27 protein-coding genes, 1 tRNA gene and 1 pseudogene are annotated in these 24,498 nt (G+C 68.6%); 18 read left to right on the top strand and 11 right to left on the bottom strand.

Annotated elements, in window-relative coordinates:
• Positions 1-16: 16 nt before the first annotated feature.
• The 3 genes from leuA to IW245_RS27525 all read right to left on the bottom strand — a co-directional run bounded on the left by leuA (position 17) and on the right by IW245_RS27525 (position 4,610).
• Positions 17-1,675 (bottom strand): 2-isopropylmalate synthase, encoded by a 1,659-nt coding sequence (gene leuA, locus IW245_RS27535; RefSeq protein WP_197006061.1) that lies wholly within the window; start codon positions 1,673-1,675, stop codon positions 17-19.
• Positions 1,676-2,286: 611 nt separating this feature from the next.
• Positions 2,287-3,342 (bottom strand): aspartate-semialdehyde dehydrogenase, encoded by a 1,056-nt coding sequence (locus tag IW245_RS27530; protein WP_197006060.1) that lies wholly within the window; start codon positions 3,340-3,342, stop codon positions 2,287-2,289.
• Between the two features lie 2 nt (positions 3,343-3,344).
• Positions 3,345-4,610: an aspartate kinase gene (locus IW245_RS27525; protein ID WP_197006059.1), complete on the bottom strand. Its 1,266-nt coding sequence runs from the start codon at positions 4,608-4,610 to the stop codon at positions 3,345-3,347.
• A 104-nt stretch (positions 4,611-4,714) separates the two neighbouring features.
• On the opposite strand from IW245_RS27525, the gene IW245_RS27520 reads away from it, so the two are divergent.
• Complete coding sequence (locus IW245_RS27520) at positions 4,715-5,470, top strand: hypothetical protein (RefSeq protein WP_197006058.1); 756 nt, start codon at positions 4,715-4,717, stop codon at positions 5,468-5,470.
• An 8-nt stretch (positions 5,471-5,478) separates the two neighbouring features.
• Here the strand turns inward: IW245_RS27520 and IW245_RS27515 are convergent, their stop codons facing one another.
• Positions 5,479-6,642 (bottom strand): multidrug effflux MFS transporter, encoded by a 1,164-nt coding sequence (locus tag IW245_RS27515; protein WP_233472943.1) that lies wholly within the window; start codon positions 6,640-6,642, stop codon positions 5,479-5,481.
• A gap of 123 nt (positions 6,643-6,765) precedes the next feature.
• Here IW245_RS27515 and IW245_RS27510 point away from each other — a divergent pair, with 123 nt between their 5' ends.
• Together IW245_RS27510 and IW245_RS27505 are read left to right on the top strand one after the other, a co-directional pair.
• Positions 6,766-6,945, top strand: a complete 180-nt coding sequence (locus IW245_RS27510) for a CsbD family protein (RefSeq protein WP_197006057.1) — start codon at positions 6,766-6,768, stop codon at positions 6,943-6,945.
• A gap of 127 nt (positions 6,946-7,072) precedes the next feature.
• Positions 7,073-7,258 (top strand): hypothetical protein, encoded by a 186-nt coding sequence (locus IW245_RS27505; protein WP_197006056.1) that lies wholly within the window; start codon positions 7,073-7,075, stop codon positions 7,256-7,258.
• Between the two features lie 88 nt (positions 7,259-7,346).
• Here IW245_RS27505 and IW245_RS27500 read toward each other — a convergent pair whose 3' ends face one another.
• The 3 genes from IW245_RS27500 to IW245_RS27490 all read right to left on the bottom strand — a co-directional run bounded on the left by IW245_RS27500 (position 7,347) and on the right by IW245_RS27490 (position 9,803).
• Positions 7,347-7,790 (bottom strand): MmpS family transport accessory protein, encoded by a 444-nt coding sequence (locus IW245_RS27500; RefSeq protein WP_197006055.1) that lies wholly within the window; start codon positions 7,788-7,790, stop codon positions 7,347-7,349.
• A gap of 302 nt (positions 7,791-8,092) precedes the next feature.
• Positions 8,093-8,638: a cysteine hydrolase family protein gene (locus IW245_RS27495; protein ID WP_197006054.1), complete on the bottom strand. Its 546-nt coding sequence runs from the start codon at positions 8,636-8,638 to the stop codon at positions 8,093-8,095.
• Positions 8,639-8,642: 4 nt separating this feature from the next.
• The gene (locus tag IW245_RS27490) at positions 8,643-9,803 is read right to left on the bottom strand and encodes a hypothetical protein (RefSeq protein ID WP_197006053.1); all 1,161 of its coding nucleotides are present in this window, start codon (positions 9,801-9,803) and stop codon (positions 8,643-8,645) included.
• A gap of 68 nt (positions 9,804-9,871) precedes the next feature.
• Here IW245_RS27490 and IW245_RS41000 point away from each other — a divergent pair, with 68 nt between their 5' ends.
• Positions 9,872-10,084 (top strand): hypothetical protein, encoded by a 213-nt coding sequence (locus tag IW245_RS41000; protein WP_231398956.1) that lies wholly within the window; start codon positions 9,872-9,874, stop codon positions 10,082-10,084.
• 9 nt (positions 10,085-10,093) lie between these two features.
• On the opposite strand, the pseudogene IW245_RS41800 reads toward IW245_RS41000, so the two are convergent.
• A pseudogene (locus IW245_RS41800) lies at positions 10,094-10,249 on the bottom strand (winged helix-turn-helix domain-containing protein); the annotation flags it as partial.
• A 543-nt stretch (positions 10,250-10,792) separates the two neighbouring features.
• Here IW245_RS41800 and IW245_RS27480 point away from each other — a divergent pair.
• The 13 genes from IW245_RS27480 (at position 10,793) to IW245_RS27420 (ending at position 20,087) form a co-directional block, all read left to right on the top strand.
• Entirely contained in the window at positions 10,793-11,110 is a 318-nt protein-coding gene (locus IW245_RS27480) for a DUF6284 family protein (protein WP_197006051.1), read from the top strand.
• Positions 11,110-11,484 (top strand): RRQRL motif-containing zinc-binding protein, encoded by a 375-nt coding sequence (locus IW245_RS27475; protein WP_197006050.1) that lies wholly within the window; start codon positions 11,110-11,112, stop codon positions 11,482-11,484. The genes IW245_RS27480 and IW245_RS27475 overlap by 1 nt, the downstream gene beginning before the upstream one ends.
• On the top strand, positions 11,484-11,642 hold the full coding sequence (locus IW245_RS27470) for a hypothetical protein (RefSeq protein ID WP_197006049.1): 159 nt from the start codon (positions 11,484-11,486) through the stop codon (positions 11,640-11,642). The genes IW245_RS27475 and IW245_RS27470 overlap by 1 nt, the downstream gene beginning before the upstream one ends.
• Entirely contained in the window at positions 11,639-11,782 is a 144-nt protein-coding gene (locus IW245_RS27465; RefSeq protein WP_197008953.1) for a hypothetical protein, read from the top strand. The genes IW245_RS27470 and IW245_RS27465 overlap by 4 nt, the downstream gene beginning before the upstream one ends.
• On the top strand, positions 11,779-12,132 hold the full coding sequence (locus IW245_RS27460) for a hypothetical protein (RefSeq protein WP_197006048.1): 354 nt from the start codon (positions 11,779-11,781) through the stop codon (positions 12,130-12,132). The genes IW245_RS27465 and IW245_RS27460 overlap by 4 nt, the downstream gene beginning before the upstream one ends.
• Positions 12,129-13,142 (top strand): ABC transporter permease, encoded by a 1,014-nt coding sequence (locus tag IW245_RS27455; protein WP_197006047.1) that lies wholly within the window; start codon positions 12,129-12,131, stop codon positions 13,140-13,142. Before IW245_RS27460 ends, IW245_RS27455 begins: the two co-directional genes overlap by 4 nt.
• Positions 13,139-13,315 carry a hypothetical protein gene (locus IW245_RS27450; RefSeq protein ID WP_197006046.1) on the top strand — a complete coding sequence of 59 codons (177 nt, stop codon included), beginning with the start codon at positions 13,139-13,141 and terminating at the stop codon, positions 13,313-13,315. The genes IW245_RS27455 and IW245_RS27450 overlap by 4 nt, the downstream gene beginning before the upstream one ends.
• Positions 13,316-13,392: 77 nt before the next feature.
• Entirely contained in the window at positions 13,393-15,606 is a 2,214-nt protein-coding gene (locus IW245_RS27445) for a P-loop NTPase family protein (RefSeq protein ID WP_197006045.1), read from the top strand.
• 499 nt (positions 15,607-16,105) lie between these two features.
• The gene (locus tag IW245_RS27440; RefSeq protein ID WP_197006044.1) at positions 16,106-16,258 is read left to right on the top strand and encodes a hypothetical protein; all 153 of its coding nucleotides are present in this window, start codon (positions 16,106-16,108) and stop codon (positions 16,256-16,258) included.
• On the top strand, positions 16,255-16,575 hold the full coding sequence (locus tag IW245_RS27435) for a hypothetical protein (protein ID WP_197006043.1): 321 nt from the start codon (positions 16,255-16,257) through the stop codon (positions 16,573-16,575). Before IW245_RS27440 ends, IW245_RS27435 begins: the two co-directional genes overlap by 4 nt.
• The gene (locus tag IW245_RS27430; RefSeq protein WP_197006042.1) at positions 16,572-17,720 is read left to right on the top strand and encodes a DUF3631 domain-containing protein; all 1,149 of its coding nucleotides are present in this window, start codon (positions 16,572-16,574) and stop codon (positions 17,718-17,720) included. The genes IW245_RS27435 and IW245_RS27430 overlap by 4 nt, the downstream gene beginning before the upstream one ends.
• 432 nt (positions 17,721-18,152) lie before the next feature.
• The gene (locus IW245_RS27425; RefSeq protein ID WP_197006041.1) at positions 18,153-18,503 is read left to right on the top strand and encodes a helix-turn-helix domain-containing protein; all 351 of its coding nucleotides are present in this window, start codon (positions 18,153-18,155) and stop codon (positions 18,501-18,503) included.
• Between the two features lie 63 nt (positions 18,504-18,566).
• A complete protein-coding gene (locus IW245_RS27420; RefSeq protein WP_197006040.1) occupies positions 18,567-20,087 on the top strand; it encodes a LacI family DNA-binding transcriptional regulator in 1,521 nt (506 codons plus the stop codon).
• Positions 20,088-20,197: 110 nt separating this feature from the next.
• Here IW245_RS27420 and IW245_RS27415 read toward each other — a convergent pair.
• Both IW245_RS27415 and IW245_RS27410 read right to left on the bottom strand, forming a co-directional pair.
• Positions 20,198-20,271 (bottom strand) — tRNA-Pro (locus IW245_RS27415).
• A gap of 49 nt (positions 20,272-20,320) precedes the next feature.
• Positions 20,321-21,220, bottom strand: a complete 900-nt coding sequence (locus tag IW245_RS27410) for a metallophosphoesterase (RefSeq protein ID WP_197006039.1) — start codon at positions 21,218-21,220, stop codon at positions 20,321-20,323.
• Between the two features lie 24 nt (positions 21,221-21,244).
• Here IW245_RS27410 and IW245_RS27405 point away from each other — a divergent pair, with 24 nt between their 5' ends.
• Entirely contained in the window at positions 21,245-21,697 is a 453-nt protein-coding gene (locus IW245_RS27405) for a GatB/YqeY domain-containing protein (protein WP_197006038.1), read from the top strand.
• 60 nt (positions 21,698-21,757) lie between these two features.
• On the opposite strand, the gene IW245_RS27400 is transcribed toward IW245_RS27405, so the two are convergent.
• Entirely contained in the window at positions 21,758-24,238 is a 2,481-nt protein-coding gene (locus tag IW245_RS27400) for a penicillin-binding protein (RefSeq protein ID WP_197008705.1), read from the bottom strand.
• Between the last annotated feature and the right edge of the window lie 260 nt (positions 24,239-24,498).

Below are 24,498 nucleotides of genomic sequence, written 5' to 3'. Positions count from 1 at the left end.
TGGGGCGGTTGGCCGCCTACTCCGCCCGGTTCACGGCCGAGGTCACCGCGCGCAGCGAGGCCGTCACGATGTTGTCGGACACGCCGACGCCCCAGTACGTCTCCCCGCCGATCGCGCACTCCACGTACGCCGCGGCCTTGGCGTCCCCGCCGGAGGCCAGCGCGTGCTCGGCGTAGTCCAGGACGGTCACGTCGATGTCCACGGCGGACAGCGCCGACACCAGCGCGGCGATCGGCCCGTTGCCGACACCGGTCAGCTCGCCCAGCGTGGTCTGCGCGGTGACCTCGGCCTTACCCGCGGCCGTGGACGTCGAATACGTGTCGATCCGCAGCCGCCCCGGCGTCAGGTACTCGGCTTCGAAGATCTGCCACATCGCGGCCGGCGACACCTCGCCGCCCTCGCCGTCGGTGTGCCGCTGCACCACGCCCGAGAACTCGATCTGCAGTCTGCGGGGCAGGACCAGATGATGCTCGGACTCCATGATGTACGCGACGCCGCCCTTGCCGGACTGCGAGTTGACCCGGATGACCGCCTCGTAGGACCGCCCGACGTCGGCGGGGTCGATCGGCAGGTAGGGCACCTCCCACAGCCGGGGGTCCACAGCCGCGAGCCCCTTCTTGATCGCGTCCTGGTGCGAGCCGGAGAAGGCCGTGTACACCAGGTCGCCGGCGTACGGGTGCCGCTCGTGCACGGGCAGCTGGTTGCAGTACTCCACGGTGCGCTTCACGGCGTCGATCCCCGAGAAGTCGATCATCGGGTCGATACCCAGCGCGAACAGGTTCAGGCCCAGGGTGACCAGGTCGACGTTGCCGGTGCGCTCGCCGTTGCCGAACAGGCAGCCCTCGACCCGGTCGGCCCCGGCCGCGACGCCCAGCTCGGCGGCCGCGACGCCGGTGCCCCGGTCGTTGTGCGGGTGCAGGCTCAGGATCAGCGACTCCCGGTTGGGCAGGTTGCGGTGCATCCACTCGATCGAGTCCGCGTACAGGTTCGGGGTGGCCATCTCGACCGTCGCCGGCAGGTTGATGATCAGGGGCCGGTCCGGGGTGGGCTCGATGACGTCGATGACGGCCGAGCACACCTCCAGCGCGTAGTCGAGCTCCGTGCCGGTGTAGGACTCGGGGGAGTACTCGTAGTAGATCTCGGTGTCGGGTGTCAGCATCTCCGCGTACTTCTGGCACATCCGCGCGCCGGACGTCGCGATGTCCTTGATGCCGTCGCGGTCCAGGCCGAACACGACCCGGCGTTGCAGCGCGGACGTCGAGTTGTAGAAGTGCACGATCGCCTGCTTCGCGCCGCGCAGGGACTCGAAGGTCCGCTCGATCAGCGGCTCGCGGCACTGGGTCAGCACCTGGATGATCACGTCGTCGGGGATCAGCCCGTCCTCGATCAGCATCCGGACGAAGTCGAAGTCGGTCTGGCTGGCCGACGGGAAGCCGACCTCGATCTGCTTGTACCCCATGCTCACCAGCAGCAGGAACATCCGCCGCTTGCGCTCGGGGGACATCGGGTCGATCAGCGCCTGGTTGCCGTCGCGCAGATCGACGGCACACCACTGCGGGGCTTTCTCGATCCGCCGGCCCGGCCACTGTCGATCGGGCAGATCCACGCTGAACGGGTACGCCTGATAGCGGCCGAACGGCATCTTGCTGGGCTTCTGGGTGTCAAAGGGCGACATGTCACGCCTTCCGGGAGGTCATGCTCTGGGGAGTTACTTCTCGAGAGCGACCGGTCGGACGGGCCCTAGGGGCGCGTCGGAACCCGCGGCGAGGTGCCGGCCTGAGAGGCCTCGCCGCGGCAGCGAAGGAGAAGATGCGCGCGCCACATGACACGACCACGTTACGTGATCACCCAACCCTCAGACAATTCGTCCCGCTACGTGAGATGCGTCTCGTCATTTCCGCAGCTCATCGGGTATTCCGCGCGCGAGCGACCCCGCTCCTGGCGCGGGCGTCCGGCTCTCTTCTCCGTGCCGGAACTCCCGCCCGCCCGCGATGGGGCGACATCCTCCAGCCAGAAGTCGACGCCGCAGGAAGCCCTCCGGCGAACGCGCTCTTCGCCGCGCACTCCTGCGACCGCCCTCTCACGACTCCGGTTCGCCATGCGCCCCATCCGTCCCAGCCACCGAGATGCGCGGATCACCGACATGCCGGAAGCGGCGCGATGGGGCGTGCAAAATTGCAGCCCCTCCCGCAAGGTGACCAGTTCAGGGGACACTCCACGCGCCAGCGCACACGAAAACGGCACCCGCCCAGCAGGGCAGGTGCCGTCATCCGTCTCAGGTGGTGCCTAGCGCCACTCCGCCGCGATCAGCTCAGCGATCTGCGCCGTGTTCAACGCCGCCCCCTTGCGCAGGTTGTCCCCCACGACGAAGAAGTCCAGCGCCCGCGGATCGTCCAGCGACCGGCGGATCCGGCCGACCCAGGTGGGATCCGTACCCACGGCATCCGCCGGGGTCGGGAACTCGTCCTCGGCCGGGTTGTCCGACACGACCACGCCGGGCGCGGCCTCCAGGACCTCCCGGGCCCGGTCGGCGTCCACCTCGGAGCCGAAGATCGCGTGCAGCGACGCGGAGTGCCCGGTGACCACCGGCACCCGGACACACGTCGCGGACACCTTCAGGTCCGGCAATCCGAGGATCTTGCGCGACTCGTTGCGGATCTTCAGCTCCTCGCTGGACCAGCCGCCGTCGCGCAGCGAGCCCGCCCACGGCACCACGTTCAGCGCCAGCGGGGCCGGGAACGGCCCGAGGTCGTCGCCGACGACGCGCCGGACGTCTCCGGTGCGGGTGCCGGCCGACCGGTCGCCGGCCACCTTCGACAACTGGTCGTGCAGCGTGTCCACGCCGATCTGGCCGGCACCGGACGCCGCCTGATAGGAGGACACCATCAGCTCGCGCAGCCCGTACTCGCGGTGCAGCGGGGCCAGCGACAGGATCATGGCCAGGGTCGTGCAGTTCGCGTTGGCGATGATGCCGCGCGGCCGGTTGCGGACGTGCTCCGGGTTGACCTCGGGGACGACCAGCGGCACGTCCTTGTCCATCCGGAACGCGCCGGAGTTGTCGACGGCGATCGCGCCCTTGGACACCGCGATCGGGGCCCACTCGGCGGACACCTCGTCGGGCACGTCGAACATCGCGACGTCGACCCCGTCGAACGCCTCCGGGGTCAGCGCGACGACCTCGACCTGCTCGCCGCGCACCGAGAGCTTCCGGCCGGCCGAGCGCGCGGACGCGATCAGCCGGATCTCGCCCCAGACGTTCTTGCGGCTGCTGAGCAGTTCGAGCATGACGGTGCCGACAGCGCCGGTCGCGCCGACGACCGCCAGCGTGGGGAGACGGGTCATGACTATCGGCCGGTGCCGGCGTAGACCACGGCCTCTTCGTCGCCGCCGAGCTCGAAGGCGTCGTGGATCGCGCGGACCGCTGCGTCCAGGTCGGTGTCCCGGCAGACGACCGAGATCCGGATCTCCGAGGTGGAGATGATCTCGATGTTCACGCCTGCGCTGGCCAGCGCCTCGCAGAAGATCGCCGTCACGCCCGGGTGCGAGCGCATCCCGGCCCCGACCAGCGAGACCTTGCCGATGTGGTCGTCGAAGAGCAGACCCTTGAAACCGACCTTCTCCTGTACCCGCTGGAGCGCGGCCATCGCTGCGGCCCCGTCCTCCTTCGGCAGGGTGAAGGAGATGTCCGTGCGCCCAGTACCCTCCGTGGAGTTGTTCTGCACGATCATGTCGATGTTCATCTCGGCGTCGGCGACGGCGCGGAAGATGGCAGCGGACGTGCCCGGCTCGTCGGGCGCGCCGACGATCGTGATCTTCGCTTCGCTCCGGTCGTGCGCGACGCCGGTGATGAGTGCCTGCTCCACGGGAAGATCCTCCATCGAACCGGAGACCATGGTCCCGGGCTTGTTGGTGTAAGACGAACGGACGTGGATCGGCATGTTGAACCGCCGGGCGTACTCCACGCACCGCAGCATGAGCACCTTCGCGCCCGTCGCCGCCATCTCGAGCATTTCCTCGTACGTGATCGTGTCAAGCTTCTTGGCGTCCGGCACGATCCGCGGGTCGGCGCTGAACACGCCGTCCACGTCGGTGTAGATCTCGCACACGTCGGCGTGCAGCGCGGCGGCCAGGGCCACGGCCGTGGTGTCCGAGCCGCCCCTGCCGAGCGTGGTGATGTCCTTGGTGTCCTGGGAGACGCCCTGGAACCCGGCGACGATCGCGATCGCGCCCTCGTCAAGGGCCGTCTTCAGCCGGCCCGGGGTGACGTCGATGATCCGCGCCTTGCCGTGCACGGACGTGGTGATCACGCCCGCCTGGGACCCGGTGTAGGACCGCGCCTCGTACCCGAGGTTGTGGATCGCCATGGCCAGCAGGGCCATCGAGATCCGTTCACCCGAGGTGAGCAGCATGTCCAGCTCGCGCCCAGGGGGCAGCGGACTCACCTGGTTGGCGAGGTCGAGAAGCTCATCGGTCGTGTCGCCCATCGCGGAGACCACAACGACCACGTCGTTGCCGGCCTTGCGCGTGGCGACGATGCGCTCGGCCACGCGCTTGATGCGCTCGGCGTCACCGACCGAGGAGCCACCATATTTCTGCACGACGAGTGCCACGATGCTCCTTAACGCTGGCGGTACTTCCTGCACCTTACCGGTGGATGGGACGTCCGCCCGAGAGCGTCCCAGAGTGTGGCTGTGGGATCGGGCACAATCATCGAATGCGCCCCGTCCGTGCCCTCCTGGCCCTCTGCGTCCTCGCCGTGCCCCTGTCCGGTTGCTCGGACGGCCCGCCGCCCAAGCCCGGGGCGGCCGCCACGAGGACGGTGGCGCCCCAGGAGCCCCGCGCGCAGCTCGCCGGCCTGGTCGCCGCGGCGCTGGACCACCGGTACACGGCGTCGTACACGTACACGCCGAAGGGGCAGCCGGCGCGGAAGATGGACGTGGCGCTCGGCGTGGACGGCTCGTGGCGGATCGACATCCCGAACGGCGCGCTCGGCGGCACCGCGAACATCTCGATGGTCAGCGTCAAGGACGGCGTCTACCAGTGCGGGGTGGCCCCGGTCACCGCCCCGGCGACCCCCGGCCCCGCCACCTGTGTGAAGCTGGCCGCGCCGGTGCCGGGGAAGTACGACGTGCGGGTCCAGCACCTGTTCACCGACTGGCTGCCGCCGCTGACCAGCAGGTCGGCCGCGCTGTCGGTGGCGGTGGCGAAGTTCGAGGCCCCGGGCTCGTGCTACTCGGTCGAGTCCACATCGGCGTCGATCGCCGCCCCGGTCGACCCGGGGACGTACTGCTTCAGCCCGGACGGGGTGCTGACCGGGGCCCGGATCGCCGCCGGGACTCTGGTGCTGGTGGGCGCAGCCGCCGCTCCACCGGCCAGCGTGCCGCTCCCGGGCCCGGTGTCCGGGGGGCCGGCGCTCCAGTTGGCCGCGCTGCCGCCGGCTCCGACGCCGACCCCGACGAAGAAGCCGTAACCACCTCTTCAGGCCGGGGACACCCTGGGCCGGAGCGTCAACGTGTACGCCGCGACGGCCGCCGCCGCCAGCGAGGCCACCACGATCGCCATCGGCAGCGCCGTGTGGTCCCCGGCCAGCCCCACCAGCGGTACCGCCGCCGCCCCGACGATGTACTGCACGGTCCCGAGCACCGCCGAGGCCGTGCCCGCCGTCGCGCCGTGATCGGCCATCGCCAACACCGTCAGGTTGGGGAAGATGACGCCCATGCTGCCCACCACGAGCGCCAGCGCCGGCAGGACCGCGCCCAGCCCCAGCCCGCCGAGGACGGCCGTCAGCAGGAGCAGCCCGCCGAGCAGGGTGACGCCGAGCCCGGCCCGCAGCAGCACCACGGCGCGGACCCGCTTGACCAGCATCCCGTTGACCTGCCCGAACACCACGAGGGTGAGGGCGTTGGCCGCGAACGCGTAGCTGAACTGCTGGGCGCTGAGGCCGTACACGTTCTGGAGCACGAACGGCGAAGCGGAGATGTAGCCGAACAGGGCGGCGAAGGCCAGCGCGCACGCGAGGGTGTAGCCGAGGAAGACCCTGTCGCGGAGTACCAGTCCGAAGTTGGCGAACGCGCTGGCCCGACGGCGCTCGGCCGGCAGGCTCTCCGGGAACCGCCAGGTCGCGGCGAGCAGCCCGACCCCGATCAGCGACAGCACATGGAACGCGAGCCGCCAGGTGCCGAAGCGCAGCAGTTCGCCGCCGACCAGCGGGGCCAGGATCGGGGCCAACCCGTTGATCATCATGAGGATGGTGAGGACCCGGACGGCGGTCACGCCCTCGTAGAGGTCCCGGACGATGGCGCGGGCGATCACGATGCCGGCCGCTCCGGCGAGCCCCTGGAGGAGCCGCATCCCGATCAGGACCTCGACGTTGTTCGCCACGGCGCAGGCCAGGGACGCCAGGGCGTAGACGGCGAGCCCGGTCAGGAGCGGGATCTTCCGGCCGAGCCGGTCGCTGAGCGGGCCGGCGACGAGCTGCCCGACCGCGAGGCCGATCAGGCACGCCGTGAGGGTGAGCTGCACGTCGGCCGCGGGCGCCCCGAACTCCCGGCCCAGGGCTGGCAGGGCCGGGAGGTACATGTCCATGGACAGCGGCGCGAAGGCTGACAGCCATCCGAGCAGCACAAAGTATCGGCGGGGCACCCCGACAAGCTATCTCTCGATACTGGGAATCTGACCAGTCAGGCACTGTTGGCTGGCCCACACCAGGGTTTGGTCACCGGAAGCGCCGGGTAACCCGTAGGCACGCTAGGAAGGGAGCTGGACATGGGTTTCGAGGGCAAGAAGGACGAACTGGTCGGCAAGACCAAGGAGAAGCTCGGCGAGCTGACCGGCGACGACAAGCTGCGCGCTGAGGGTGTCGGCGACCAGGCCAAAGGCAAGCTGGAACAGGCCGGCGACGCGATCAAGGAGAAGGTCGAAGACCTGAAGGCGAAGTTCCAGTAGTTTCCATGGGCTGTCGTGCCTCCCGCGGAGCCGGGGGCGCGGCAGCCGACCCGCGCCAGGGCGACGGCGGCACCGGCCACTCCGGACAGCGCCGCCAGCAGGGTGACCTTGAGGTTACGCTGAGTGCATGGCGAATCTGACTGAAGCCGCGGACGCGGCGAAACTCGCGCTTCTGAGGAAGATCGCGGACATGGCGGCCGGCACACGCGATCCTTCGACCATCCACCACCTGGCCGACGCCTACGCGGCCGTCCTTGGGTTCGACCGCAGCCCGACCCCTGCGACCAGCCGCCCAACGCGGCAGGTCGACTGACGTCGAGCCCCGGTTCTCCCGCCACCGTGAGAGCCGCCAGGCGAGAGCACGGTCCGCCGACCCCTCGCCTGCCGGCTGAATAATCGACCTACGGTGTGACCGTTGCCACGCAGTCGACCATCAGGTCGCTCTCGTTGCTGTTGACCTCCTTGCCGTCCACGAACAGCTTGCAGCTCATCCGCCCGGATGCCGCCGAGGCGTTGACGCTGACGATGCCGAACGACTCCTTCATCGTGATCGTCTTCGAGAAGGGCAGCGCCTCGTCGGAGAGCGTGGCGGTCGTGGTGCCCGCCAGATAGGTCACCGACACGCTGCCGGCCTCGGTCGAGGTGACCTCGAACCTGACCTGGTGGCTGGCGGTGACCTTCTTCTTGACCTCGTTACCACCGACGACCACGGCGATGATGCCGCCGACGCAGCACAGCAGGAGTAGCCCGCCAACGACGGCCAGCACGATGAGGAGTGTCTTGTTCGACTTCTTCGCGGGGGGCGCGCCGTAGGCGGGGCCGGCCGGACTGTCTTGGTAAGTCACTTCCCAAGGCTGAGGCCAGGGGCCATGGTCCGCCATCCCGTTTTCGTGCCGTGATGGTGAATGGTCCTCGGATCCCCGGTAACGCGGAAGGCCAGGTCAGAGAATCTCTGACCTGGCCTTCCGTTCTGTCGGGGTAGCCGGATTTGAACCGACGGCCTCTACGTCCCGAAGAACGTCCGGGCACCTTGATCACCTGCTGTTCGGGATAAACGCGCAGGTCAAAGCGTTGGTATGGATCGGTCTACGTAGGCTGCCAGAGCGGTTCGCGCCAAGATCCTCTCCCGGTTTTCTCCCCGCGCCGATCAACGCTTCGCTGCCAGCAGTCCGGCGGGGACACGTGCCATGTCGATGATCTGCCCTCGACCGATGAACCGACCGGCGACAAGCACCCCTGCGTCATGAGCCTCTTGGCCCGCGTGACTGCCCGACGCGTCCTCGATGATCCAAGGGGTCAGGTCGCGTTCAAACGCGTCCACGGCTGTCTTCAGGACGCAGCTCTCGGTGGCCAGCCCACAGATGTACAAGTCCGTCCAGCCGTGGCGCTGGATCAGGGACGCGCCTTCCTCGGTGAACGGGGTGTAGATCGGCTTGTCGAGGACCGCCGTCGCTCGGGCCACGTACTGTGTCAACTCCGGCACGAAGTCGATTTCGGGCTGAGTTTGTAGCTTGCTCCAGTTAATCAGCCGCTCGAACGGGCTGCCCGGATAGTTGATGTACCGCGTAAAGAGCGTGTCGCCGCCGGCTGCCTGCCAGCGGTCCACGAGATCCACAACCTTCGGCACAACATGCGCTGACTTCTCACGAACGAAACCGTTTTGCATGTCTACGACGATCAGAACGGGGCTCATTCCATCATCCTTCGTTCAATTCGCGAAGCGTCTCGATTGCCTGCGCGAGGTGGGGCACAAGATCACTGGTTTGCAATACTGCGTTCCGCAAAGAGCGATGCTGTCCGGTCTCTCGCGGCCTTGGGGTTGTCATTCGTGAACGCATTCCCCTCAGGAACCGCCAACCGTACTCAGGTGGAACGACGGGATCACGCCCGGCTTCAATCTGACTATTGAGAAATTCACAATAAGCCCACAGGGATTGAGTCGCCAGTTCACATGCTACAAACTCACCCTCGGTCAGTGCTCGGTCCGGCGCTGTCGGGTAGTAGACCACTCCCGACCACGAGGCATAGCCCGACGAGACGCCCTTGATTCCAAAGTCAACGATCTCGCCATGCTCGTACCCCTCGGCCATCAGGCTACGTTCGACCAGCTCGGCATGCCCAAGCGTGCCGTCTCCGTCGGAGTCCCGCCTGAGTAGGACCTTCGGCGTACACAGGATGCGCAGTGCCGTGTCGAGCAATCCACCCGACCAAAGAGGTTTGACCATCCAATAGGCACCAAGGATGTATGACGCCGGGTGCGGCGTTCCCAGGTGCGCCTCAAGGTCATCGCTTGTCCACAACATATTGTCTCGGTACGACGCTTGCCGCCACACGGCGAGTGCTGCGACGTTTGGGAACTCTAGTTCTTCCACGAGATGGTAGATCACCACTCCGAATGGCCACGCATACATGTCGCATGGCCCGCCCGGATGCTCGACACTAGTTGAGTGGCAGTCTGTCCACTGGCCCAACTGTGGGGTCAAATCCAGATCTGCAATGAGGCGTACGACAGCCTCTGTCCCCACGAATGTCGGGATGAACTTGTGGGAGCGTACGACAAAGTGGTCGCGACTGTCCTCGACTGCCTCAAACGCGCCGAAGAGGTCATGCGGCGTTGCGTCGTACGCGAGGCAATAGAGCTGGCGGTAAACCGGGTCCGTGATTGCCGCACGTCCCGTCTCATGCCGGTACATTGCCTTCTCGATCGACTCAAGCGCCGGAGTCTCGCGTATGCCGTGCTTTTGCCCGAGCCTGTGAAGCTCCCGTGCGGCTTTGCGGCGTGACTCCCATCCACGTCGCCGCCGATGGTCGATGAGCACGAGGTTGGGCCGGAACTGCCTGCCGTCCTCTTGGGACACGCCCCACGTCCTTCCATGTCCAGCCACGTCATCTACACGATGGACCGACGCTGCGGCACGCTCAATGCATGACAGCGATCACGCAGAACCGAGGATCACCGCTTCGACGGTCGAGCACCTTCGAGCGCGGCAACTCGTTCACTGAGAAGCCGAACAGTCTCGACCAGCTCGCCGACCGTGCGTGTGAGGTCCAACCCAGCAGCCTCGCCGGTTCCGTCCGGTTCCCGCAGGACGTAGACAGCCTTGCCCGGCTGGCCCTGCACGACACCCTCGACCCGTAGGGCTCCCGTCGCTTCGCGGATCACGGTCGAGGACACGCCGTAGCTCTCCATCAGCCTTTTCGCTGAGGGTAGGGAGCTTCCGGGCGGGTACGTGCCGTCAAGGATCTTGGCACGCAGGTCAGCGGCAATCCGCTGGTAATGGGGTTGTCCGGTAACGGTGCTCAACAAGCCCTCCAGGTCAGCCTGACTTGCCTACGGCACCTAGTGCACCACATCGACACGCCGCCACCAAGGAGGCTGTTGACATACCTAATGCAGTAGGTGCACCATGTCGATATGGCTGCAACTTGGCCATACGAAACGAGACTCGGCGGTTCCGCCGCTGGATCTCGGCCGGTCGGTCGCCGGGGCGATTACGCCACTTCGGGTGGAGTGCGCTCTGCGAGCTGCTGTCGCGGCTTGGTCTTTGAGAACTCAACAGGGAAGACATGCAACAGGGGTTGTCACCTCCCCGTGAAGGTGGCCGGGCACGACTGAGGTTCGTGCGTAGTGCCAGCTCCCGCCGGTCTGGCGGGGGTGTTGTCAGCCGCTTCGGAACCTGGCTTCCCGGCGGTGTCGTGCACGTCATCCGGCAGCGCGTTTACCGCGTTGCCGCGCCGCTTAGCGCGGCCTACAACGTTTTCACGGCTCACAGGTGAGGCCCAGCGGTTGCCGCCGCCGGGCCTCGTTTCGGGCCTCCACTGACCTTTACCCAAGGGAGTTAGACCCATGAACAGCATCCCACGACGCGGCCTGCGGGTCGTGAGCGCGGAACCCACCCAGGCCGACACGGTCGAGGTGCACGTGCTCGACCTCCTGGACGGCCCGACGCCCCAGGAGCTGGCCGCCATCGAGGCCGAGTGGCCGCAGATCGAGGCCGACATCCTGGCGCTGGACGACCTGGACGAGACGCTGCTGGCCGTCGACGCGCTGGTGGTTGACCTCGACAGCCGTCGCGCCCGCCGGACGCGTCGCCGCATCATCGCGGCGACCCTGTCCGGCGCCGCGACCTTCGAGAGCGTGCCGGTCCTGCGGGCGGTGGCCTGATGGCCATCGCGACCCGTTACCGGGCCGCGTTCTTCGACCCCGACGCCCTGCGGCACCCGGTGCCGACGTTCCCGTGGAAGTCGGCCCCGGCCGGTCTGGCGACCCGCCGGCAGCTCCGCGCTGAGGGCTTGCGCCCGGGTGGTCAGGAGATCGCCGCTCAGGTCCTGTGGCGCGGTGTCGGCGGGGTTCGTACCGCCTACCTCTACCGCGTCGCCCTGGCGCTCCCGAAGCGGACCGCGACCCCCGCGCAGCTCGCCGCGATCGGTGAGGCCCTGCGGGCACGGCGCACCTGCTCCACCTGCGGCACCGAGCGCACCTACTACATCCCGCGCAAGTTCGGTGAGTGCCTGACCTGCGCCGGAATGGAGTCCTGATGCGAACCGTCTACTCGCTGCTGCTGGCCGCCGTCAGCGTCGCCGGTGCCGTCGCCGCCTGGCACGGGCACCCGGCGGGCCTGCTGGTCACCGCCGCAACGCTGCCCCTGCACGTCGCCAACCTGCGCGCCACCACCCGGAAGGAGAACCGGTCGTGAAGAAGGTCCCCGTGTACATCGTCGCCGCGTTCGTCGTGTTCTTCATCATCACCAACCCGCACGCCGCCGCCGACGTTGCCGTGAACATCGCTTCCGGGATCGGCCAGTTCGCCGCTGGCGTGGTCGGGGGTGCCAAGTGACCGCAACCATCGTGAACATCGAGGCCGTGCGGGTGGCCGTGTGGGACCGGTTGACCGCTGCGGTGGCCGCCGGGTGCCCGGTGCCGACGACGCTGTACGTGGCCAAGGACGCCGGACGCATCAGCGCCTCGGTCTCTGACCCCGAAACGGTCGCGATGTGGGCCGACGCGTTGGGCCTGCCGGCCCCGACCATGCGCGTCTACCAGGTCGAGGGCGACAACTGGCAGCGCTGCATCGAGGCCGAGACCCGCGAGAACGGCGTGTGGCTGGCGGTGTGCCACATCGAGGCATTCACCGCGACCGCGACGGACGTCGACAACCTCCTCGACACGATCGGGGGTGCCCAGTGAGCGCCCCGACCCTCACCCGGGCCAGCGCGTACCCGCTGCCGGTCGACGGCCTGCTGGCCCGTGCGCTGGACCTGGGTATCGACCTGGGGGAGTTGCCGTCGCGCAACCGGCTCATGGCGGAGCTGCACATCGGCCCGGCCAAGGCGAACACGATCCGCCAGACCCTGTCGGCCGAGCCGATCGAGTGGGGGCTGGCCAAGGTTCTGCTGACCGACGCCGGGGACGTGTCGACCGGGGCTCGGGCACAGTTCACCGCCGACGTCCTGGCCCGGCTCACGCCGCTGGCTGACGACGAGCCTGCCGACGTCGAGCCGGTGCCGGTAGAGCCGGACGGTCGGCACTTGCACGCCGTCCCCGACGTCGACACCGCCCCGCCGGCCCCGGTGCCGGACGTCGACACCTCGCCGGACACAGCCCGGGACACGGTGGCGTACCCGGGTACGAGCCCCGGCGTCGAGCCCGCCCCGGTGCCGGACCGGCCCACGTCGGCCCCGAACATCGCGGAGCCGTTCGGGCTGGTCACGGGTGCCGCGTACCCGGGTACGAACCCCGCCCCGGAGCCGGTGAAGCCGGTCCGGAAGGTGCGGTCGTGGCCGGTGCTGCTGCTGGCTCTGCCGGCGTTCGTCGCCATCTGGTCCGGGTGGGTCGGGCTGGGCACGCTGACCGGGTTCGGAATGGTGAACCTGCTCCCCGGCATCGTCGCTGACGGGCACTGGTCGACCATCAACACGGCGATCACGCTCCCGATCGGGGTCGAGACGTACGCGGCGTTCGCGCTGCGGGTGTGGCTGTCCCCGAACGTTCCGGTCCGCGCCCGCCGGTTCGCCCGCCTGTCCGCGATCGCGTCCCTCGCCGTCGGCGCGGCCGGTCAGGTGGCCTATCACCTGATGACGGCCGCGCACATGGTCGAGGCGCACTGGACCATCACCACCGCCGTCGCCTCCCTCCCGGTGGCCGTCCTCGGGATGGGCGCCGCACTCGCGCACCTCCTGCACGAGGAGGACAAGTGACCACCCCGGCCGACCTGCTCGCCTACGCCCACGCCCGACTGTCCGCGCTGCTGGACCGCGCCGACAGCGACATGAACACCGAGCCCCGTGACTTGCAGTACATCGTCGAGGACCTCCTCGATGAGCTGCACGCGCTGCGCGTGGTCATCGACCCGAACCGCCCCAACGCCTGACTTTCACGCGGGGCACAGCCCTCACGGCCTGGAAACCACGGCTGTGCCCCGCACCCCAACATGGAGGTAGAACCATCATGACAAGCCCGGATGACCGGTTCGACTTCGACCGGTACGAACACGACCTCACCCTCCCTGACGCGGACGTGGTGGACCTGGACACGGCGCGGGCCAACCGCACCCGCCCGGCTCCCCGCCCGCAGGACATCCGCACCGACGACGGCGACGACTCCGACGACCCGGAGGACTTCGAGTCGTTCGAGGTGACCGAACCGCCGTTGGGCCGCCCGGTGGACCCGCCGGACGAGATCACCCCCGGGTTCGCGCTGCGCGAAGCCGCCCGCCGCCCCCTCGTGGCGCAGTGGTTGCGGTCCTGGCGCGGGGTCCGGTCGATGCTGCGGTGGTGGACCAAGCAGACCGCGTACGTCACGGCGTACCACGCGCTGCGGGTGCCGAAGTACGTCGCGAAGATGCTGTGGTGGGCACCCGTCGGCCTGTTCAGGGGCATCGGTCGGATGCTCAAGTGGGCGACGGCGGAGGAGGGTAACTACACGCTGCGCCAGGCGGCTGCCGACCGAAAGGACGCCGAGACGTGGCTCAAGCTGGACAAGCAGCGCCAGGCCGCCGCCCGGTGGCGGTGGATGCTCGTCTTCGGGGGCGCGACCGCCGCCAGCATCGCCGGCGCGGTCCTGGCGTATGGGCCGACGCCGTCGTGGTGGAACTGGGCGATCGCGGTCGGGTCGGTGCCGGTCCTGGCTCGGCTTGGTCGTCCGGCGGACAAGCCGATCACGGACCGGGTGATCGAGGGCAACAAGTACCGCAAGCTCACGGCGGAGCTGGTCCGCCGCGCCCTGGTCAGCCTCCAGTTGTCGGGGATCAACTCGGCCGTGGCGAAGAACCCCAAGGCGATCGCGTTCCCGACCGACATCCACCGCGACGGCCCCGGACACCTGGCCATCATCGACCTGCCGTACGGGGTCGAGGCATCCGACGTCATCGCCCGACGCGGACGCCTGGCCTCGGGCCTGCGGCTGCCCCTTGACCAGGTCTGGCCGGAGCAGGCCCCTGGGCACACCGGCCGACTCGCCCTCTGGGTCGGGTACGAACCCGCGTCGCAGATGAAGCAGCCCGCGTGGCCGCTGATCTCGGGCGGGAAGGTGGACGTGTTCAAGCCGTTCCCGTTCGCCACCACCCCGCGCCTGGACACGGTGGACGCGGAGCTGATGTTCCGCAACTGGCTCTTCGGCGGACAGCCCGGTTCGGGCAAGACGTTCGCCCTCCGGGACCTGGTCCTCGCTGCGGCTCTTGACCCTCGGGTGGAGCTGCGCGGGTACGAACTCAAGGGCGTCGGGGACTTCGCCAAGGTCGCGCCCGTGTGCCTGGAGTACGGCAACGGGTTCGATGACGACACCATCGGCCGGGCTGCGGCGTTCGTCGACTGGCTGTATGAGGAGTGCCAGCGCCGCTCGAAGCGCATCGACCACTACGGCAAGGCCGGCAAGGCACCCGAGAACAAGGTCACCCCGGAACTGGCGTCCCTGAAGGGCTCGGGGCTGCACCCCCTCGTCGCGTTCTTCGACGAGGTGCAGGAACTGTTCTCGCACCCGACGTTCGGCAAGCCGGCCGGCGAGAAGATGGAGAAGGTCATCAAGCTGGGCCGTGCGCTGGGGATCATCATCCTGTTGGGGACGCAGATCCCGGACAAGGACTCGCTCCCGACCGGCATCACGCGCAACGTCAACACCCGTTTCTGCCTGTCGGTCGCAGACCAGACGGCCAACGACATGATCCTCGGGACGTCGGCCTACAAGAACGGGCTGCGCGCGACGGTGTTCGAGCCGGTCGTAGAGGCCGGTTGGGGCATCCTGTCCGGGCTGGGCAAGCCGGGGGCGAAGCGGTCCTACTACGTCGACAACGTCGCGGCGGAGCGCATCATCAGCCGCGCGATCGGCTACCGGCAGAAGGCCGGCACCATGCCGACCGAGGAAGAGCAGACCCGCCCGACCGGCCCGACGTTCGACCTCCTCGCTGACCTCCTGGCCGTGTGGCCGGAGGGCGACGCCAAGGCGTGGAACGACACGTTGACCACGCGTCTCGCCGAGATGCGGCCCGAGATCTACGAGGGCTGGGCGTCCGAACAGCTCACGGCGGCGCTCAAGCCGCACCCGGGGATCAAGGTCACCGACGTCGGTAAGCGCGTCGAGGGCAAGGCCGTCACCCGACGCGGCATCGCACGGTCCGACGTCCACGACGTCATGACGGAGCGTGACCGTAAGCGGGGTGCGGCCTAGGTGCCGGAAGGCTGCTAGCGCTAGTACCGGGTGGTGCTAGCGCTAGCACCTTCGCTAGCAATCCATATCTGACCTGGCCAGGCCGCTAGCATGCTAGCGGCCTTCCACCGCCATGCCCTGAAACGGCCTGTGGAGGCGTTGTGAACCCCCGAACCATCCTCGCTAGCACCCTCTGCCTCGGAATACCTCTGATCACGCTCGGTTATGCCTTGGCGTGCGCGTACTGGCCGTTCGCGGCCTGCCGGCGCTGCACCGGCTCCGGCAAACGCCGGTCCCCCCTCGGTCGTGCGTGGCGTGACTGCCGGCGCTGCAAGGGCACCGGACGGCGCATCCGCACCGGACGCCGGATCTTCACGTTCCTGTCCACCCAACGCCGCAACAGCCGATGAACCGCCGCAACCGAGCCACGTGCCCGGACTGGTGCCGGGGACGCGGGTGCGACCTGGGGGAGCACCGGGCGCACCCGGTGCGACTCCAGCTCCCGAACGGGTCCGCCGTCTTGACCCGCGTCGCCGGGCCGAGCGCGCAGCACGCCGAGGTGCGTTTGTCGGTCCGGCTCCCGGCCGACGACGCCGCCGCGCAGGCCCGACTGCTGGGCCTGTTGTTCCAGCTCCAGACCTTGACCGCCACTACCCCGGAGGTCTCGTCGTGATCCCCGACCCGCAGGCCGTGGCCGAGCACACGATGCACGCCATGTTCTCTGACCCGACGACGTTTCACGAGTTCATCGGCTACATGGTCGAGTCCGCGTGGCACTCCGGCTACCAGCACGCGTTGCGGCACGTCGCGACCCGTCAGGTGGAGATCGCCGCCGCGCCGGCCCCGCTCGCCCCGACGTGGGAGGAGCAGGTGGCCGCCCGCATCGCGGAGATGGAGACCTACGCCGCCGACCACCCGCACGGCCCCGCCCACCGTGCCGCCGACCGCATCGCCACCGTTCACCCGATCAACCGGAGGGCCGCCGCATGACCACCCAACGTGCCGTGAAGATCGACGGTGCCGCCCTGCTCGACGCGCTGCGGGCCGCGCTCGTCCGCTACGTCATCACCCCCAACCCCGAGTCCGCCGACGCCACCGTCTTGTGGATCGCGGCGACCCACGCGCAGGCTGCGTGGGCTCACGCTCCCCGGTTGGTGATCCGGGCGCCGGAGCGTCGGTGCGGGAAGTCCCGTCTCCTCGACGTTGTCGAGGGCACGTGTCACCAGCCGCTGATGACGGTGAACTGCTCCACGGCTGCCGTGTACCGCTCGATCGGCATGGACACCCCGCCGACCCTGCTGATCGATGAGGCGGACACCATCTTCGGGGCGAAGGCCGGGGACAACGAGGACCTGCGCGGGTTGCTGAACGCGGGTCACCAGCGCAACCGGTCCACGATCCGGTGGAACAACCAGCGCAACGAGGTCGAGCACATCCCCACGTTCGCCATGGCGGCACTCGCCGGCATCGGCGCGATGCCGGACACGATCGAGGACCGGGCCGTCATCATCCGGATGCGCCGCCGGGCACCTGGGGAGACGGTCGCTCCGTACCGGGTGCGTCGCGACGGTCCGGCGCTGCGTGCGATCGGGGTCGAGCTGACGAAGTGGCTCGCCGGGCATCTGCCGGCGCTGGAGGCGGCCGAGCCGGGCATGCCCTTGGAGGATCGGGCCGCCGACACCTGGGAGCCTCTGATCGCGATCGCGGACCTGGCGGGTGGGGATTGGCCCGATCGGGCACGGGCCGCCGCCGTCGTCCTGACGGCTGCTGCCGACGACACGGCCGGGGCGTCGGACCGCATCCGGCTCCTCGCGGACTGCCGGACGGCGTTCGCGGACCTCGACGCGTTGCCGACCGGGCTGCTCCTGGAACGGCTCAAGGCCGACCCCGAGGCACCGTGGGCCGGTTACGGAACGGCGGGGCTGACCGCGATGAAGCTCGGTGACCTGTTGCGGGAGTACGACATCCGGTCGAAGAACATCCGGTTCCCCGCACCGCTGGGACAGTCCAAGGGCTACCTGCGTGTCGAGTTCCAGGACGCGTGGAACAGGTACATCCCTGGCCCCGAAACGGCCGAGGAGCCGGTGGACGCGGGGGAGCCGTCCCAGCCGTCCCAGCCGTCCCCGCCCAGCTAGACCCCGGGACGGCTTTTCGCGTGGGACGGCTCAAGCCGTCCCACGCAACCCCGGGCCGGAACCCTCTCGCCGGTCGCCGTGATGTCCCTGGGACGGCTTAAGCCGTCCCACCGTTCAAGCCGTCCCAGGGCTGACCTGCACTGGGACGGCTGGGACGGCTGGGACGGCTACCCCACCCCAAATCGGCACCCGCCCGGAACGATCACGGGCCGAGAGCCGGAAACGGACCCTCTCAGAGCCTCTGAGAGCAACCGGCCCTTACTTGGCTACCAACCCGTTCGAGATCTTGCCTCTACGGCGCTCTGAGAGGGCCGCTGAAACACTCCATATCGGAGGCGGGTCGTCATCCATCACGGGAGACCCTTGAGTGCTGCTGGCATCGTCTGCGGCCTCTGAGGTGGGTTCCCTGCACCTGCTACATGGGAGGTAGACGTGGTGCGCACTGACTCCCCCAGGGGTCCCGCCGTCACGGGGCTGCCGGCGCTCTACCGTCCGGCCCAAGTCGCCGTGATCCTTGACTGCTCGGAGTGGTGGGTCAAGGAACAGGCTCGAAAGAAGCGAATTCCCTTCGCCTGGATCGGCGGAAGCTACCGCTTCACCGAACAGCACATCACCGAGATCATTCGCCTCTTCGAGGTGGAAGCCACCAACCGCGATCGCACCCCCACTGTCGTGGCTGCCATCCCTCGGCAGCGACGCAGCCAGGGGGAAGGAACGGTGATCCCGTTGAAGGGGCGTACGCCGCCTCGTGTCCGCGCGGCAACGCTGCGGTCCGCAGCATGATTCGTCAGCCCCGCACGGCAACTGCCGTGCGGGGCGTTCCATTTCTGAAGGGCAGTGATGCACATGGCGTTCGCGGAGAATCGCGGTGGCTACTGGCGTGGCCGGTACAAGATCGATACTGGAAAGTACGGGACCGTCAAGGACGACGCCGGCGGTACGATCCGGTTCCGCACTAAGCGGGAGGCCGAGCAGGCCGCCGAGGAGGAAGAGGCCCGGGTTCGCAAACGCACCTGGCGCGACCCGTCGCTCGGGCGGGAGACGTTCGGCGCTTACGCCACCCGGTGGTACGCGGCCCAGGATCTCGCCGCATCGACCATGCAGACCTACCGCCGCAACCTCGAAACCCACCTCCTGACGGCGTTTGAGGAGTGGGCGCTTGCGGACATCAAGCGCGGGGATGTCGACGCCTGGGAGAAGCGCGAGCGGGCGTTGGGCTACGCGGAGTCGACCATCAAGACCTGGCGGGCGACGTTCCACCTGATCATGTCCGACGCGGTGGACGAGGAGCTGATCACGGACAACCCCGTCACCAAGCGACGCGGACGAGGGAAACGAGCCGGACGAACCAGCCGACGCGGACCCGAAAAGGCCGTGACCGACGCGTTGGGCATCCTCCTCCTCGCTGAACGCGCCGCGCTGTTGTCGGGCCGCGATGACGAATTCGTCGCGGTGGTGACGAAGGGCTACACCGGCATGCGCTGGGGGGAGATGGTCGGGCTGGAGACGGAGTACGTCCGGGGGCGAGAGCTGCGGGTGGAATGGCAGCTCTACGAGCTGGACACCGGGGAACTGCACCGGTGCCCACCGAAGGACGATTCGCGGAGGACTATCGACCTGCCGCGGTGGCACAGCCGTCTACTGCTCGACCACATCGCGCACTCCGCGCACCCGCCCTGCGCTTGCCATGGGCGGACCTACGTGTTCCGTGGTCACCGACCGGCCAACGGTGCCGCGAGCCTGCCCGGCCCGAAGCTGGTCGACGTGGCCCGGAGAGCTGGCGTGTCTACCGGCACTGTCTCCAACGTGCTGAACAGACCGGACACGGTTCCAGAGGCCACGCGGGTCACGGTGCGGGCGGCTGTCGCGGATCTCGGCTATGTGCGCAGCGCGCGAGTGGGAGAGCTGGCCGCGCACTGGCGACGGTCAGGGTTCGCGAGTTGGCTGTTTCACCCGGCAGCCACGGGCCGGTACCCCGGACAGACAGGCGGGCAACCGCGACCAGTGCCGATCCTGGGTGAACCCTGGCCCGGGGTGCCTGCACGGGGGAGGGGCGCGGCACTGCGTGCCGACGCCTGCTGGCTGCCGATCGCCCCTCGGCTGACGCCGCACGGTCTACGGCACAGCCACAAAACGATCATGGACGGGCTGAGCATCCCTGCGCAGCTCAAGGACGAGCGCATGGGGCACATGGACGGATCGGTCCAGGCCCGGTACTCCCACACCACCGCTCCGATGCGAGAGTCGCTCATGGAGGGTTTGACGGGGCTGTGGCTTGCCGCCCTGGCCGAGCGCCGGACGCTGAGCCCAGGGTCCCCGGTGGGTGTGCTGGACCGGCTGTTGCGGGGAGAGAGTTCCGCCGCCTGAGTGGCCCATTCTCAAGATCTTCTCCCAGATTTCTCCCGGAGCGGATCTTGAAACGAGTCAGGGCCGGTCTCCCGTGATGGGAAACCGGCCCTGACCTGCCGTTCTAACTGTCGGGGTAGCCGGATTTGAACCGACGGCCTCTACGTCCCGAACGTAGCGCGCTACCAAACTGCGCCATACCCCGATCGTGCCGCCAAATAGTAGCGCAGCCCCCCGGGCTCAAGCCAACCGGGTTACCGCGGGATCAGCGTCAGCACCGTAGCCTCCGGCGGGCACGCGAATCGGAATGGTGTGTATGGATTCGTCCCCAGCCCGGCGGACACGTGCAGCCACGCCGCGTGGTCGCCGCGGGAGTACCAGTGCAGTCCCTTGGCCATGGAGCGCGGTAGGTCACAGTTCGTCACCAGGGCGCCGATGCCCGGGATGCACACCTGGCCACCGTGCGTGTGGCCGGCGACCAACAGGTCGTAGCCGTCGGCGACCATCCGGTTGAGGACCCGGGACGCCGGCGAGTGCGTCACGCCGATCCGGATGTCTGCCGTCGGGTCCACCGGGCCGGCGACCGAGTCGTAGTCGTCGCGGTTCACGTGCGGGTCGTCGACGCCGGCGAAGTCGATCCGCCGGCCGCCGGCCTTCACCGTGGCCTTCGCGTTGTTCAGGTCGGCCCATCCCGCCGAGGTCAGCGCGGCCCGGAGCTCCTCGCTGGGCAGGGGCACGCCCTGCTTGTACACCCGGTTGGGGTTGAAATACATGAAAGGATTTTTGGGTACCGGGCCCAGATAGTCATTGGAGCCGAACACGAACGCGCCCGGGAAGTCCAGCAGCGGCTCGACAGCGCGGAGCACGCCCGACAGCGACTCCGGGTGGGCCATGTTGTCGCCGGTGAGCAGGACCAGGTCCGGGTCGAGCGCAGCGAGCGCCGCCACCCACTCCTGCTTGCCGCGTTGGTTGGGGGTCATGTGCAGGTCGGTGACGTGCAGCACCCGGAGGGGCTCGGCGTCGGCGTCGAGCACCGGCACGTCGACCCGTCTCAGCGTGTAGCGGGTCCGCTCCACGAATGTGCCGTAGGCCACACATGCCGCCCCGACAACCCCGACCGCACCGGCCAACCGAATTACATTGCGTGTCCGCATGCCCCCTAGCGTAGTTTTCCCGGTATGGCGACTCTCAAGGACCGGCTCGAAACCGATATGCGTACCGCGATGAAGGCCCGCAACGAGCTCACGACCTCCACCCTGAAGATGGTGCTCACCGCCGTGAAGAGCGCGGAGGTGGCCGGCAAGCAGGCCAGGGAGCTGAGCGACGACGAGGTGCTGGCCGTCGTGACGAAGGAGGCCAAGAAGCGGCGCGAGTCCGCGGTGGCCTTCGCCGACGCGGGCCGCACGGAGCTGGCGGCCAAGGAGCGGGCCGAGGAGGAGATCCTGGAGGCGTACCTGCCGGCGCAGCTGTCGGACGCCGAACTCACCGAGCTGGTGGCCGGCGCGCTCGCCGCCGGTGGTTTCGAGGGGCCGAAGGCCCTCGGGATGGCGATGAAGGCCGCTCAGGCCGCGGTCGCCGGGCGGGCCGAGGGTGGGCGGGTCGCGGCGGAGGTCCGCAAGCAGCTCGGCTGACCCGAGCCCCACGGCCGGAACGTGAAAGGGGCACCCCGAGATCGGGGTGCCCCTTTGTCGCTACCGCCTGGACGGTGGCCAGTTCGGGATCGGCGGGAACGGGATGCCGCCCCCGCCACCTCCTCCGCCACCATTGCCGGGGCCGCCCCCGCCGCCACCGTTGTTGGTGGCCGGGGTGGCACTCGCGCCGGCCTTGCCGCTGCTGAGCGTCAGGGTGATCGTGGAGCCCTTGGGCGCCTGGCCCTCGGGGCTGGTCTCGGCCACCGTGCCCTCGGGACACGCGGACGGGATCTTGGCGGAGGACGTCTCGACCTCGAACCCTGCCCGCCGGATCGCGGACTCGGCCGCCCCTGCCGTCTGGCACTTCACGGACGGGACCGGCTTCTGGTCGCCGTACGCCATCAGCTGGGTCGGTGGGGTGAAGTTCTTCACCTCTTTGCCCTTGAGGCCGTCGCGCAGGGTTCTCGAGACCAGGTTGTTGACCTGGTTGTGCATGTTGGTCGCGCCGCGCTGCGGGTTGTCCGGGTCGGCGGCGATGGCGGCCATGCTGAGCTGCGGGGTGGTGGCGACGACCGTGGACGAGGTCTCGTCGGAGGTACCGGTCTTGCCGGCCACCGGACGACCCACGGTGCTGTGGAAGCCGTTGGCCGTGGCTCCGTCGCACTTGTGCGCTGCCGACTGGTCGTCGAGCGGGCACCGGGCGGCGTCGATCGCGGCGTTGGCGACGTCGGGCTTGATCGTCTGGCTGCACTTCGGCGTGGCGCCGTCGACCTTGTTGCCGGCCGGGTCCTTGATCTCCAGCACCGGGATGGGCTCGCACCGGTTACCGCCGGCCGCCAATGTCGCGTACGCGTTGGCCAGGTCGAGCGGGGTGGTCGCCGTGACGCCCAGCGTGAAGGAGCCGTAGTTGTCGGCTGCGGGGCCGGCGTAGATTTCGGCGTCGCCCTTGGACCGGAACTTGATCCCGGCGTCCTGGGCGGCCTTGACCACCTTGGAGGTACCGACCTTCTCCTGGAGCGGGACGAAGAACGTGTTCACCGAGCGCCCGAAGCCCGTCCACATGGACCGGTTGCCGTTCATCCAGCTGGCGTTGTCGTTCTTCGGACAGTAGTGGTACTCCTGGCGACCGGCGTCGTAGTTGCAGCTGGAGTCGCCCTTTTCGGAGTTCCAGTACCGGTTGGAGATGTACGGGCTCTTCGCGTTGATCGTGTAGGCCAGCGGGAACCCGGCGTCCAACGCCGCGACCAGCGTGAAGATCTTGAAGGTCGAGCCCGCCTGGTACCCGGTGATGTCCCCGCCCCCGCTGACCAGCGGGTTCGTGGTGTTCGGCCAGGTGCCCTTCTGGCCCTGCTTCGCCGGGTCGGTGGTCGCCCCGTTGCCGCTCTGGTCGAGGCTGTAGTTCCGGTTCGCGGCCATCGCCTGCACCCGGCCGGTGCCCGGCTCGATCGCGGCGGTGGTGATCGCGATCGAGTTGCGGTTGGAGATCTGGTCGTTCAGGTTGGCCACGGCCGTGTTCTGCAGGTTCAGGTCGAGCGTGGTGGTGATCGTGTAGCCACCCCGCTTGAGCCGGTCCTCCCGCTCCCCGGGGCCCTCGCCGAACGCCGGCTGCTCCTTCCACCAGGAGACCAGGAAGTCGCAGAAGAACCCGGCGTTGTTGGGCTGGACGTTGACACAGCCGTTGGGCAGGTCGTGCGCCGTGATGTTCATCGGGGCCTTCGCGGCCTCGTCGGCCTCGGCCTGGGTGACCATCTTGAGCTTGACCATCTGCTCGAGCACGTAGGTCCGCCGGTCGAGGGCGAACTGCTTGCCGTTCTTGAGCGTCGGGTCGTACTCGCTGGGCGACTTCACCAGGCCGGCGAGCAGCGACGCCTCGGCGAGGGTCAGCTTGTCCGGGGGCTTGTTGAAGTAGACCTGGGAGGCGGAGGAGATGCCGTAGGCCTGGTGCCCGAAGTAGGAGATGTTCAGGTAGCGCTCGAGGATCTGGGCCTTGGTGAGCTTCTTCTCCAGCGCCAGCGCGTAGCGCATCTCCTTGAGCTTGCGTGCCGGGGTCTGCGCGACGGCGGCGAGCACCTCCTGCGGCGTGGTCGCGTTGTACCGCAACGACTGCCGCACGTACTGCATCGTCAGGGTCGACGCGCCCTGGGTGTCGCCGTCGTCGCTGCCGTTGTTCGCGACGAACGCCCGGACCACGCCCTTCGGGTCGACGCCCTTGTGCTCGTAGAACCGGGTGTCCTCGGCCGCGACCATGGCCTTCTGCATGATGTCCGCGACGCCCGTCAGCGCGACGTCGCGCCGGTTCTCGTCGTAGAGCATCGCGAGCAGGGTCTTGCCGTCGCTGGCGTTGACATAGGTGATCTGGGGCGCCGGCGGGGTCTTGAGCTCACTCGGCAGGTTCTCGAACGCCTCGGCTCCCGACTTGGCGGCGAGCCCGGAGACCGCCACGGCCGGGAAGGCCACGGCGGCGACGACTACGCCGGCAAGGATGCCGCAGACCAGCAGCGAAGCGGCGTTGGAGAGCAGGGTTCGATCGCGGTCTCGCATCCAGTGCACCGCCTCAGAGTACGTGACGCGCCGGTATGGCCGGCACCCGCGCGGGTCCGACCTGACGTGTCAAGAGACGTGCTGAGTCCGGGGAAGGTTGCGTCCAACGGGAAGGTTGACATTCCGTCACCCGTGATGGGGGTGAGCCACTCCGATGTGTCAGGAGAAAATTACTGTCCGTTTTTCTCTCCAACACATTGCGTAATCGGTCAATCACGGAGGATGATGATCGCGCAGGGCAGACTTGTTCACACGGCTTG

Origin of the sequence: Longispora fulva, from assembly GCF_015751905.1 — a bacterium.
In the GTDB taxonomy this organism is placed as follows: Bacteria; Actinomycetota; Actinomycetes; order Mycobacteriales; family Micromonosporaceae; genus Longispora; species Longispora fulva.
This window is presented reverse-complemented; position numbering and strand designations above follow the sequence as displayed.